Raw genomic sequence first — 12,347 nt, forward strand, 5'->3', positions numbered from 1 at the left:
GATGATGGGATGTATAAACGCGAGCTTCGCCCCTTATGCGTCCAGGCTGATTTTACCGTGCTTCTTGATGAACGGCATCAGGATGCGGAAGCAGCCAGGGAGCAGTTAAGCCGGTTTGCCGATTTAGTGAAACGGCCCGGACATCTACATACGTACCGGATCACGCCGATGTCGCTTTGGAACGCAGCCTCCACCGGGATGACACCACAAGACATGATTCAAGTACTATCCGAGCAGAGCTGCTATGAAATTCCGCTTCAGGTTTCAAGCGGGATTCGAAAGCTGGCAGACCGCTACGGCAAGCTGATGCTGCAGCAAACCAAAGAAGGGGAGCTGCTGCTCCTGGGTGAGGAAGAACTGCTGAAGCTGCTTAGTGCAAACAAGACGATTGCTGCATTTCTTCTGCCTGCATGCAGCGAAGAGAAGCGAGAAGTCCGACTGGAAGCCAGAGGATTGCTGAAGCAAGAGCTCATTCGTCTGGGGTATCCGGTAGTGGATTTGGCCGGATATCGGCATGGTGAAGCGCTCGAGGTGGAGATTCGGGAGAAAGCCTCGAGCGGCAAATCGTTTCACTTGCGCGATTATCAAGAGCGAGCCGTAAATCTCTTCTATCGTGAGGGTCAAGCGGACGGTGGAAGCGGGGTGCTTGTGCTGCCTTGCGGTGCGGGAAAGACGATCATCGGTATTGCAGCGCTCGCACGATTACGCTGCGACACGTTGATTCTGACGTCGAATGTGACGTCGGTTCACCAATGGAAAACGGAGCTCCTTGATAAAACGACCTTAACCGAGCAGGAAATCGGTACCTATGCGGCATCTGCCAAAGAAGTTCGCCCCGTGACGATTGCTACTTATCAAATACTGACTAACCGCAGGCAAAAGGGCGATGAATACAGCAATATGAGACTGTTTGGAGAGCGGAACTGGGGGCTGATCATCTATGATGAGGTACATTTGCTCCCTGCACCGGTATTTCGCATGACAGCCGACTTACAGGCAACGCGGCGTCTTGGTTTGACGGCAACGCTCGTTCGAGAGGACGGTCATGAGGAGGATGTCTTCTCGTTAATTGGTCCGAAGCGCTTTGACTTGCCTTGGAAGACCTTGGAGTCGCGACAGTGGATTGCTTCGTTATCTTGCACTGAAATTCGATTGCCGCTCGCACATGAGGACATTCAACGTTATGTTGCGGGTACCGAGAAGGAGAAGGTGAGAATAGCAGGTGAGAACTCTGCCAAAATCGAAGTTGTTCGCCGGCTGCTTCAATTCCATGAAGGAAAGCCGGCTCTGGTAATTGGACAATACTTGACACAACTACACCATCTGGCTGAGGAGCTGGGAGCCCCGGTCTTAACCGGCGAGCTGCCGCATGAGAAACGGGCTGCACTTTATGAAGCGTTCAAGGCCGGCCTCATTCCGGTTCTTGTCGTATCGAAGGTTGCGAACTTTGCGGTTGATCTACCGGATGCCGCAGTAGCGATCCAAGTATCGGGAAGTTACGGTTCGCGTCAAGAAGAGGCTCAGCGGATTGGCCGAATATTAAGACCGAAGCGCGGGGATAACCAAGCATGGTTCTATACCGTTGTTTCCCAGGGCACGAAGGAAACTGATTATGCAAGCAGAAGGCAGCTCTTCTTGCTGGAACAAGGCTACACCTATGCACTTAAAGAATGGTCGGAGTTGGAACTGTCATTGCAAGATAATACAGAGCAGTCGATTCAAGAGCTTCGGGAGGCCGCGCTGTGAAGGTACAAGAAATCATGGATCGGCTTACTGGAGCGCAAATCGAAGAAATAAACGCTTGTCCGGTTTGGCGCATGAGTAAAGCTGGGACATGGCCGGAAGTCATGACCAGCCGAACCGACTCTGAGTTAGCATGGTCGATTTTATCGAAGGAAGCTGCGACTGCCTTAGAGGTTGTGCTCTGCGCATTCGGCCCGTTGCCGTTCAGCGAGGAACAGCTGCTGCTTGCTGCTCGCCCCGGCGTGGCGGGAGCGGAGCTGCGCTATGGACTGCTTCAGCTCATGGAAGCCGGTATTCTCTTTGCCGTACGCAAAGGCTGGGGAGAGAAGCAATATTTGCTTCCCGGTGACATATACCTCATCTGGTATGAGGCGATGATCAGCATGCAGCATAAACGCAGAGCCGATATCATACATGTCCCGATAGAGGTTGAAGCTTGGCATATCGTTTCCATGGAAGAGAGCGGTTATACACCGCCGCTAAGCCTCCAATGCTTGCATGTGATGGCAGAGCTGGTAAACACCGGGATGAAACGAACGGCCAAAGGCGTACTGACGAAGCGCACGATTATAAAATGCACGGAGCAGCTTTCAATACAAAGCAACCAGCTCAATGCAGTTGCAGAATTATCCCTTGCAGCACTCGGGGAACCTTATCCGCTGGAGCTGGCCTTTTTTCTTGATATCGCAAAGAAAAATCAGTGGCTGATTGAACTGCAGAATACATACGCACTTCAAGAGGACATATGGGGCAGTTGGCTCGAAAGGGATCCCATGCTGAGGGAGACGCAGCTCCTTACAGAAATCATCGGCACTTACACCGAAAGAAGCCCTTCGGCTGCAGCAGGTATTGCGCTGCTGTGCATGCTGCCGCCTTACCGGTGGTTTCGAATTGCCGATTTGGATGCTCAGCACATGCTTCGTCAAGCTGCTATCGCAAAACCGCTCCCATCCTCTGCCATTACTGCATGGAGCCGTTTGCTAGGTGCGCTAGGGTGGATGGAAACAGCGACGGACGAGCAAGGCGACAAGGTACTCCGTTGGCGCATTCCTCCTCATACTTTACAGCATGAAGACACAGAAGGGCTGAGAACAGACACCTATGAGGGACAAGTGCAAATTACGCCGGATGGCGATGTTTATGTTCCCAGCGATTGCTCATATCGTACGATCTGGCAGATAGAACGGCTAGTGGCTCGGAAACGTACCGACCATATGGCCGTGTATCGTCTGGATGCCCGCAGCTTCAAACAGAACGCCTTGCTTCATACGACGAGCGAAGGGGTAATTGATTTCTTAGAGACCCATTCCGGGGAAACGCTTCCCGAAACGGTACGAGCCGTCATTGTCCAAGCATTCGACCATGCTCCTGGGATCATTCCGAAAAGCCAGACCGTTACGGTTGATGCTCTAAAGCTAACCGAATACATAGAGCCGCTGCCGCTTATTCAAAATGGCAATGTCGTGCAGGCGTACGAACTGCTAACCGAAAGACAGCCTATAAAAGCCATGTTCGTTGGCATTGAGGATGTGCCGTCAATGTGGCTGAAGCAGTTTAGAGCCTATCACAGCTCCACACGAAGGGAACTGATGGAACTGGCTTTAAGCTGGCGAACTCCGGTTAAACTATGCTGTGAAGGCGCTGTTAAGCCGTTTGTTCCCGAACGTATTGTAGACGAGGATGGCCGCTGGAGCGTCATGGGACATTTTGTTCTTGAGGAGAGTTATGCGCCTGCCAAACTTATGCCAGAGATGTGGCAGGAAATGATGCTCGTTTTGCCAACGGATATTGGCAGTTTTTAGCGCCGGGATACGGCCTTCCTCTACCTTTTTCGGTGATTGGTATGGTATGATAACAATTAGGCACAAGCCAAGTGTTCATAAAGGGGCGGATATCATGCAAACAATGCCATTATCAGACCCTATAGAGCTTGAAATGAATGATCATTCCTCGCTTGATATGGGACAGCTGTTATTAAACGCTTACGAAATTGGCGATATGGTAAACCAATCGGCTGAAGTTGCCGAATATGCATATTGGAAGACAGTAGTAGATCAAGATGAGCAGGTGCACTTGCTCGTCAAGCAATTTGACAAAGCGAAAGAGCAGTTTGTCGATTGCGAGCGGTTCGGACGTTTTCATCCGGATTTCAATGCTGCCAAAGATAAAGTGGAAGCGATTCAGCGGCAATTGAACGAGATTGAATGCGTCAGCCGTTTCAAAGCTGCCGAGCAGCAGGTTGATGATCTGCTGCACGATATTGCGAAGCAAATCGCAAGCTCAGTATCGGAAACGATTAAGGTTCCGAGCAATGATCCGCTTCCGAAAGGCGGCGGCAGCTGTGGCAGCGGCGGTTCATGCAGCTGCGGCAGCGGGGGCTGCGGGTAAGCAAAGAGAGGGAGAAACGGGGGAGCTTGCATGTTTTCGGAACGCGTCGGATATATTGTATGGGTAAGTGATCTCAAGGCTGCCCGTTCGCTGGAGAAATACGGCACAGTGCATTACATGTCCCGCAAGATGCACTATGTTGTCATGTACATGAACGCAGACCGCGCTGACGAGGTCGTTCGCAACATGGGGCGCCTGCCTTTCGTGAAGCGAATCGAACGTTCATACCGCAATGAAATTAAGACCGAATATACGCAAGGCGTGCCGGATAAGACACGATTCTATAGTTTGTAAGAGGAGGCCCTGACTGGTATTGCAGTTGGGGCTTTTTCCTATATTTAAACAACCATAAAATTACATTTTTGGGGAGACTTTATTTTAATATTGAAAAATGTGACAGGCATGCTACAATTAAATGGAAAGTACATATAGATCATAAGGCCTACTGCCGGGGAGGAGGGGTGGATCGCGATGAAAGACAAGATGACGGATAGATGGAACACATATGAATCGTTCCACGTCGTACTTGGTGACAAGAAAGTGGCTGATATCGTCATCACGAACCATGCCAAGAGCCGTTGGTCAGATCGCGTGGAAAGCGTGAAGACCGGCTTTGAAGATATTGCGGACTATATGTGGCAATGCTTGAAACAAGGAAGAATAGAGCCTTATTACCGAAACGAGCAGGATGTGTACCTCATTGACGACGATCTCGTATTCGTTGCCGAATTTGCGGTACTGGAGAAAGAAACCGATTTGGCGGGGAACCCGCTGCACAAGATGATAGTAGTCACATTTCTCGGACGAATGTCTGAGACTATTGAACTACGTGATTTGAAATCATACTACTCTTGGCTCAGACATTCCAGAAGAATGACATTAATTAAAAATAGTAGGAAACGGAAATAATATTTCTCAATTATAGAAGAAGCATGGGTGCTCGCGCTCATGCTTTTTAATTTGGAAGCGAGTTTTTGCCATAGTTTGTTGTATAATGAATGTTAACAGAAAGGAAGGGATGCCCTTCATGGCGCTCAATTTTCATCAACTCCATATTTTCTATACCGTTGCAGAGCGCGGAAGCTTCTCTGCCGCAGCGCAAGCGCTGCATATGACGCAACCTGCGGTGACGATGCAGGTGCAATCGCTGGAAGACTACTTCGGCACGAAGCTGCTCCAACGATCCACTAAGCGTATTGAATTGACAGAAGCAGGGCGTGCTCTAATGCCTTACGCTCAGCGCAGCATTGATTTAATTCGTGACACGGACATCCAAATGTCCAAATTCACAACACAGCTCAAAGGAAGGCTGCAGCTTGGTGCCAGCTTGACGATCGGAGAATATATTTTGCCTCGTCTGCTTGGTCCGTTTGGACAGGAATATCCGCATATCTCCATTAGCATGAAAGTGATGAATACGGCGCAAATCATGGAAGAGATCGTCAATCATCAGCTGAATTTCGGCTTGATTGAAGCGCCTGTCAACCATCCGGACATGCATATGGAAGCGGTAATGAGCGATGAGCTGCAGCTCATCGTTGGCAAGTCTCATCCTTTGGCAGATGCGAAGATCGTCGAACTGGAGGAAGTGATGAGCTATCCGTTCGTCCTCCGTGAACAAGGCTCGGGTACTCGGCTGGTCATGGAAGAGCAGCTTCGAGTGAAGAACATGGATCTCTCGGAGATGAAGATTGTCATGGAGCTTGGCAGCACCGGAGCGGTAAAATCAGCCGTTGAAGCGGGACTTGGCATTTCTTTCGTATCTAGCTCTTCGATCAAGCACGAGGTTGCGCTTGGTTTAATCAAGGCGATTCCAATCCGGGACGTCCGTTTTAAACGGCAGTTCTATTCAATCTTCTTGAAGTCGGCGCTGCTGCCGATATCCGCGGTAACCTTCCTCAGCTTCTTGAGAGAAAGAGACTTGCGTCAATGGCTGTAATGAAGCTTCGTGCAGATTTGCACACGCATACAACGGCATCCGACGGCATGCAGCGGCCGGCGGACAACGTTGAAATGGCAAAGGCACGCGGCCTTGGAGCTATTGCGATCACGGACCATGACACCGTGGATGGACTGGCGGAAGCAATGGAAGCGGGAGAGCGGCTGGGAGTCACGGTAGTGCCGGGCGTAGAAATAAGTACTGTCGCAGAAGGACGCGACATACATATACTGGGATATTACATTAACTGGGATACGCCTGCATGGAAAACGAAATTAGCATCGTTAGGCAATACGCGAGATCAGCGAAATAGTATGATTATCGCCAAGTTATGCGAACTCGGTCTCCCCATAACGATGGAAGAAGTCATGGAAGCGGCACGTGCGCAAGGGAAGGACAGCGGTTCGATCGGCCGTCCTCATATCGCTGCCGTACTCGTTGCCAAAGCTTATGTCAGCTCGATGCAGGAGGCGTTCGACCGTTATCTCGGCGAAGACGGCGCAGCGTATGCCAACCCGCCGCGGCTGCATCCTTTTGAAGCGTTGGCATGGATTCGAGAAGCAGGCGGAACAAGTGTTATTGCGCATCCCGGTATATACGGAAATGATGTGCTCGTAGAGTCGATCATTAAGCAAGGGGCAAAGGGAATCGAGGTCTATCATCCGGATCACACGGCCGAAGATGAAGAGCGATATCTAAAGTTGGCAGCTCAGTATAATCTGATCGTTACCGGAGGTTCCGATTTTCACGGCGAACGCCATGGCGTCGTATTTCACGGCGAAATGGGAAGCAAAACTGCCCCGATGGACGTACTGGGTCAACTCAATCCTTCACGGAGGTAGATGCCATGATTGACGGGCTTTATACAATCAAAGAAGTCTCCTTATTGACAGGGCTGTCTACGCAGCTAATCAGGAAGTGGGAGAAGAGATATGAGGCGGTGAACCCGCTGCGTATGCCTAATGGCTACCGCGGTTATACAGCGCAGGATATTGAAATCATTCGTTGGTTAAAGTCCCGAGTCGATGAAGGCAAACCTATAGGCATGGCGGTTGCGGAGCAGAAGCGGCTTCTGGGCAGCAGCTCGGAGGAGAAGACGGAATTCGCCCGAGGCCATTCAGCAGCTGAACGAGAAGGACCTGTCGACGTGCTTATGCACTACTTGGAACAAGTGGATTTGCGAGGCGCAGATCAGGTGTATAAGCAGGTTAAAGCCCTTCATTCCATGGAACAGCTGCTTTCACAAGTAATCAAGCCCGCGCTTCTTGAGCTCGGAGAGAAGTTCGAGCGTGGCGAATTATACGACTGCAAAGATTGCTTCGGCAGTCAATATATACGAGAAATTGTAATGACCAGCAGAATCGGAAGAGAATAAGAAAAGGGGTTATCTGAGCCATGCCGGCGAACATGCGGCTGGTGAGATAACCCCTCTTTTGTTTGTCCTTCAGCAGTCTACGCTTTGATGTGGGAAGGCAGCTCTTTCAAGCGCTGCTCATCCGGCGTGATAAACAGTGTTTTCTGATGATCGTAGATCACGTACCCCGGCTTGGCTCCGCTAGGCTTCTTCACATGGCGGATCAGCGTATAGTCCACGGGCACCGAGCTGGATGATTTGGCTTGGCTGAAATGAGCGGCGAGCATGGCGGCCTCTTCAAGAGTTTGATCATTGAAGGTTGTTCCGCGAATGACAACATGGGAGCCCGGAATATCTTTGGTATGCAGCCAGGTGTCATTCGGAGCTGCGGTCTTGTTGGTCAAGAAGTCATTCTGGGTATTGTTCTTGCCTACATAGATGGCTACACCTTCGGATGATGTATAGCATAACAGCGCCGGCTGTTTCGGTTTCTTCTTCTTTGCACCGCGTTTCTCGCGAGCGCGCATGTACCCTTGCTCGGCAAGCTCGTCACGAATTTCGTCGATATCCGACAACGATGCACTTTCGAGCTGCTGGAGCAGTGAAGCCAAATATTGAATTTCCTCGCGTGTGCGCTCCATCTGTTCGGCAACGATCGTGAGGCTGTTCCGATACTTCGTATATTTCTTGAAATACCGTTGAGCGTTCTGGGAAGGCGTGAGCTGCGGATCAAGCTGAATGGTGATCATCGGCTGCTCTTCTTCGTAATAGTTGATCGTTTCTATGGAACTGTCTCCGCGTTTCAAGGTATGCAGGTTCGTCGTCAGGAGCTCGCCAAGAATGCGGAGATGATCCGCCTCGCTCGCTTCCCGCAGCGTTTCTTCCAGCTTCTCCAGCTTCTTCTCATTCTTGTTACGCTCATTCTGGAGGAAGCGGATGAGATCCGAAACACGCTGCTTCACGGTATCGCGGAGTGCTTTATCGCCGTAGAATGCTTCGAGCAAGGCGCTTACGTTTGGATAATCCGTCTTCTCACCAGTTACATGCGATAGAGCAGTAACGGAGAAAGAGGCTTTGCCATTGTGCGGCAAGGTGACTAGCTGCGGCTCATACCGATGCTCGGCGAATTGCAGCATCATAGCTCGGAATGATGGCCAGAGCAGCTGCGCCGTTAGTTTCACATCATCAGTAGGCTCGTTGAAGCGGACCGTGCTGCTGTTCAAGGCGCGGTAGACAAGCTCTTTGGCTAGTAAAGGACTGATCCCGCTAAATGCAGCAACAAGCAGCTTATCAGGAGTCAGCGAGCTTGGTGAAAGCGGCTTAGGTGCCGTACCGAAGTGAATGCTGTCCTCATCAGGAACCGGCGGGTTAAGCAGTGTATCCGCCGCGTTTACCAGCGCCTGGGTGAATCGATCAGCATCCGTGACGGCGAGCGGATCTTCCTTCCCTTGTTCAGGAGGCGCTACATAGGCAGTACCCGGCATGATGACGCGGAAGCTGCTGATCGCAGGCGTAACATGGTGAATGCCGTCATGGATTGTCTCCGATGCGACGTCGAGCAAAATGATATTGCTGTGACGCCCCATGAGCTCAATGACGATCCGCTTGTAGAACGTATCGCCAAGTTCGTCCCGCTGCCGGATATCAAGGTGAATGATTCGTTCGTTTCCGACCTGGCGCACCGCTTCGATGACGCCGCCTTCGCAATATTTGCGAAGCAGCATGCAGAACATCGGCGCTTCCATCGGATTAAGATAGGACTGCTCGGTCCAGTGGACACGCGGATAGGTCGGGTTTGCCGATAGCAGCAGCTTGCCCTGCGCACCGTTCCCTCGAATTTGCAAGACCAGGTCATGTGAAGTGGGCTGATGTATTTTATAAATGCGCGCACCGATTAAGGTTTGCAGGTCATGCGTGACGGCGCGAGTAACGATTCCATCCAATGCCATGATGCTCTTTATCCCCTTTGTTTCTGTTTCATTTCACTATCATGCCATATTCGAGACAAAAACTTAAGTCCTAAGCTGGGATATTTTGCAGTTTGTCCGAATACATTTAGGCCATATAGGCTGTCCGTCAGGCGGCAAGTAACAGGAGGGAGGGCGGGGCATGGAACAAGGTAAGTGGCACCAGATGGAAACAAGCGAGCTTGCTGAGGCGCTTCAAGCTTCTTTGGATACCGGTCTTGCACCAAGTGTAGCAGCGGAACGTTTGCGTGAAGTCGGTCGAAATGAGCTGACGGAGGGGAAGAAGGTTCCTCCGATTATGCTGTTCCTCGGTCAGTTCAAAGATTTTATGGTGCTAGTGCTCATGGGGGCAACGTTGATTTCCGGTTTGCTCGGCGAATATTTGGATGCGATCACGATTGTGGCCATCATTGTCATCAATGCGATACTGGGGTTTGTGCAGGAATTCAGAGCCGAGAAATCGCTTCGCGCACTAAAGGCGTTATCCGCACCGCTGGCGAAGACTTTGCGCGGAGGCGAGTCTATCGTCGTGCCCGCAAGTGAATTGGTACCGGGAGACCTCGTTGAGCTGGAAAGCGGAGATCGTATTCCTGCTGACATTCGCTTCATTGAGGCGAACAGCTGTTATGCGGAGGAGTCTGCATTGACGGGAGAATCCGTTCCGGTCAACAAGCACTGCTTGGCGATTAAGGCAGAGGAGCTCCCGCTCGGAGACATGCGCAACTTTGGATTTATGGGAACGATGATTACTCGCGGCACGGCAAAAGGGATCGTAGTTCGAACCGGCATGAACACCGAGATGGGCAAAATCGCTAACCTCATTCAGCAGACCGAGACCATGGAAACACCGCTTCAGCATCGTCTTGAGCAGCTCGGCAAAATCCTCATCGTCGTCGCACTGGCGCTGACCGTAATGGTGGTTGTTGCTGGTATCTTGCACGGACAACCTGCTTATGAAATGTTCCTCGCGGGCGTTAGTTTGGCCGTTGCCGCAATTCCGGAAGGGTTGCCGGCAATCGTAACCATCGCACTCGCACTCGGTGTTCAGCGGATGATCAAGCGCCGCGCCATCGTACGAAAGCTGCCTTCCGTGGAAACCCTCGGCTGCGCGTCTGTTATTTGTTCGGACAAGACGGGTACACTGACGCAGAACAAAATGACCGTAACGAAGCTGTGGATCGGCGGTCAAGGGATGGATGTTACCGGAGATGGTTATGAACCGATGGGTTCTTGCTTCGAAGGCGGCAAAGCAGTCGATCTTAAGCAGCATCAACCGCTGCGCAGGCTGCTGCAAATCGCGGCCTTGTGCAACAACGCCACTGTCACTCGTATTGACGACGAGCAGGAGGCGAAACGGAAGAAGTCCAAAACAACCTTCGTTCAGGATGAATGGGTGCTTAAGGGCGACCCGACAGAAGGGGCTTTGACAGTCCTTGCAGCCAAGCTCGGAGTCACATTAAAGTCACTTGACGGACTGTATCAGCGGGTAAAGGAATTCCCGTTTGACTCGGATCGTAAACGGATGTCCGTGCTCGTCAGCCACCAAGGCGGCCGCCTTGTATGTACCAAAGGGGCGCCTGACGTGCTGATGGAGCAATGTTCATACATTCTGTGGGACGGCAAAGTCGTTCCGTTTACAGCAACGTTGAAGCAAAAAGTAAACAATGCAAGCGAAGACATGGCGCAAGCTGCGCTGCGTGTGTTAGGGTTCGCTTACCGGGATTTGCGATCGCATGATGCGGCAGAAGATGAAGCCGATGTGGAGAACCAACTGATCTTCGTAGGTCTCTCGGGTATGATCGATCCGCCGCGCCGCGAAGTTCGCGAATCGATTGCGAACTGCCGCCGTGCAGGAATCAAGACCGTGATGATCACGGGCGATCATCAGCTTACTGCAGAAGCGATTGCCGGCCAGCTTGGCATTATGCCAAGAGGCGGTCTGGCGATCAGCGGACAGCAATTGAACGGAATGAGCGAAGAGCAGCTGGATCGTCTGATCGACAACATTTATGTCTATGCGAGGGTGTCTCCGGAGCATAAACTTCGTATCGTAAAAGCGCTGCAGCGCAAGGGCCATGTCGTCGCCATGACAGGCGACGGTGTCAACGATGCACCTGCTATTAAAGCCGCGGATATCGGGATTGCAATGGGCATCACCGGAACGGACGTATCGAAGGAAGCAGCGTCACTTGTGCTCAGCGATGATAATTTCAGCAGTATCGTGGCAGCGATCGAAGAAGGCCGCGGTATCTATGAGAATATCCGCAAATTTATCCGCTATTTGCTGGCATCCAACGTAGGCGAAATTTTGACGATGTTCCTGGCTATGATGGCCGGACTTCCTCTCCCGCTCGTGCCGATTCAAATTCTCTGGGTCAACCTGGTTACAGATGGATTACCGGCGATGGCGCTGGGCGTCGACCAAGCGGAGAAGGATCTCATGCAGCAGAAGCCGCGTTCGGCGAAAGAGAATATTTTTGCAAGGCGGTTGGGCTGGAAAATCATAAGTCGAGGTATTCTAATCGGGGTTTGCACGTTAGCCGCTTTCTGGATCACGCTCCGAATTGCGCCTAAAGATCCTGCTAATCTGATCCATGCACAGACAGTCGCATTTGCCACACTCGTTATGGCACAGTTGATTCATGTATTTGACTGCCGCAGCTCCCGTTCGATCTTCCACCGCAATATTTTGCAAAATAAATCCTTATTGTTAGCGGTGCTGTCGTCCGTTCTGCTTATGCTCGGCGTGCTCTATATCGAAGCGCTGCAGCCGATCTTCAAGACCGTTCCGCTTGGTTTCCGCGATTGGTGCCTCGTCATTGTGGCAGCGGGCATTCCGACCTTCATGATGGGCATCGGCAGCGTACTCGGCACAACCGAGAAGAAGAAAAAATCGAATTGGCCGCTTAGCGGGCCTAAATCAGTTACTAGATAAGCGAAGGAACCGGTGGATATG

General features: G+C 51.4%; 10 protein-coding genes. 9 read left to right on the forward strand and 1 reads right to left on the reverse strand.

Translation table 11 applies throughout. The features are described 5' to 3' along the window. The first annotated feature begins 9 nt into the window (after positions 1-9). The 8 genes from AC6ESO_RS02340 (at position 10) to AC6ESO_RS02375 (ending at position 7,445) form a co-directional block, all read left to right on the forward strand. Complete coding sequence (locus tag AC6ESO_RS02340) at positions 10-1,746, forward strand: DNA repair helicase XPB (RefSeq protein ID WP_497089987.1); 1,737 nt, start codon at positions 10-12, stop codon at positions 1,744-1,746. Then, positions 1,743-3,545, forward strand: coding sequence for a hypothetical protein (locus AC6ESO_RS02345; RefSeq protein WP_497089988.1), 1,803 nt, complete (start codon positions 1,743-1,745; stop codon positions 3,543-3,545). The genes AC6ESO_RS02340 and AC6ESO_RS02345 overlap by 4 nt, the downstream gene beginning before the upstream one ends. 94 nt (positions 3,546-3,639) lie before the next feature. Next, a complete protein-coding gene (locus tag AC6ESO_RS02350) occupies positions 3,640-4,131 on the forward strand; it encodes a YlbF family regulator (RefSeq protein ID WP_494817182.1) in 492 nt (163 codons plus the stop codon). Positions 4,132-4,161: 30 nt separating this feature from the next. Continuing rightward, entirely contained in the window at positions 4,162-4,425 is a 264-nt protein-coding gene (locus tag AC6ESO_RS02355; protein ID WP_090635781.1) for a YlbG family protein, read from the forward strand. Positions 4,426-4,602: 177 nt separating this feature from the next. Beyond that, positions 4,603-5,040 (forward strand): hypothetical protein, encoded by a 438-nt coding sequence (locus tag AC6ESO_RS02360; protein WP_497089989.1) that lies wholly within the window; start codon positions 4,603-4,605, stop codon positions 5,038-5,040. 118 nt (positions 5,041-5,158) lie between these two features. Beyond that, complete coding sequence (locus AC6ESO_RS02365; RefSeq protein WP_494817184.1) at positions 5,159-6,070, forward strand: selenium metabolism-associated LysR family transcriptional regulator; 912 nt, start codon at positions 5,159-5,161, stop codon at positions 6,068-6,070. Beyond that, positions 6,061-6,912: a PHP domain-containing protein gene (locus AC6ESO_RS02370; protein ID WP_497089990.1), complete on the forward strand. Its 852-nt coding sequence runs from the start codon at positions 6,061-6,063 to the stop codon at positions 6,910-6,912. Before AC6ESO_RS02365 ends, AC6ESO_RS02370 begins: the two co-directional genes overlap by 10 nt. 5 nt (positions 6,913-6,917) lie before the next feature. After that, positions 6,918-7,445 (forward strand): MerR family transcriptional regulator, encoded by a 528-nt coding sequence (locus tag AC6ESO_RS02375; protein WP_497089991.1) that lies wholly within the window; start codon positions 6,918-6,920, stop codon positions 7,443-7,445. A gap of 77 nt (positions 7,446-7,522) precedes the next feature. Here AC6ESO_RS02375 and AC6ESO_RS02380 read toward each other — a convergent pair whose 3' ends face one another. After that, the gene (locus AC6ESO_RS02380; protein WP_497089992.1) at positions 7,523-9,373 is read right to left on the reverse strand and encodes an Rqc2 family fibronectin-binding protein; all 1,851 of its coding nucleotides are present in this window, start codon (positions 9,371-9,373) and stop codon (positions 7,523-7,525) included. 160 nt (positions 9,374-9,533) lie between these two features. On the opposite strand from AC6ESO_RS02380, the gene AC6ESO_RS02385 reads away from it, so the two are divergent. Beyond that, positions 9,534-12,326, forward strand: coding sequence for a calcium-translocating P-type ATPase, SERCA-type (locus AC6ESO_RS02385; RefSeq protein WP_497089993.1), 2,793 nt, complete (start codon positions 9,534-9,536; stop codon positions 12,324-12,326). Positions 12,327-12,347 lie beyond the last annotated feature (21 nt).

This window comes from Paenibacillus rhizoryzae, assembly GCF_059686995.1.

Coding starts and splice junctions, on each gene's coding strand:
- AC6ESO_RS02340 (WP_497089987.1), top strand. CDS start 10: ATGTATAAACGCGAGCTTCGCCCCTTATGCGTCCAGGCTGATTTTACC.
- AC6ESO_RS02350 (WP_494817182.1), top strand. CDS start 3,640: ATGCAAACAATGCCATTATCAGACCCTATAGAGCTTGAAATGAATGAT.
- AC6ESO_RS02355 (WP_090635781.1), top strand. CDS start 4,162: ATGTTTTCGGAACGCGTCGGATATATTGTATGGGTAAGTGATCTCAAG.
- AC6ESO_RS02360 (WP_497089989.1), top strand. CDS start 4,603: ATGAAAGACAAGATGACGGATAGATGGAACACATATGAATCGTTCCAC.
- AC6ESO_RS02365 (WP_494817184.1), top strand. CDS start 5,159: ATGGCGCTCAATTTTCATCAACTCCATATTTTCTATACCGTTGCAGAG.
- AC6ESO_RS02370 (WP_497089990.1), top strand. CDS start 6,061: ATGGCTGTAATGAAGCTTCGTGCAGATTTGCACACGCATACAACGGCA.
- AC6ESO_RS02375 (WP_497089991.1), top strand. CDS start 6,918: ATGATTGACGGGCTTTATACAATCAAAGAAGTCTCCTTATTGACAGGG.
- AC6ESO_RS02380 (WP_497089992.1), bottom strand. CDS start 9,373: ATGGCATTGGATGGAATCGTTACTCGCGCCGTCACGCATGACCTGCAA.
- AC6ESO_RS02385 (WP_497089993.1), top strand. CDS start 9,534: ATGGAACAAGGTAAGTGGCACCAGATGGAAACAAGCGAGCTTGCTGAG.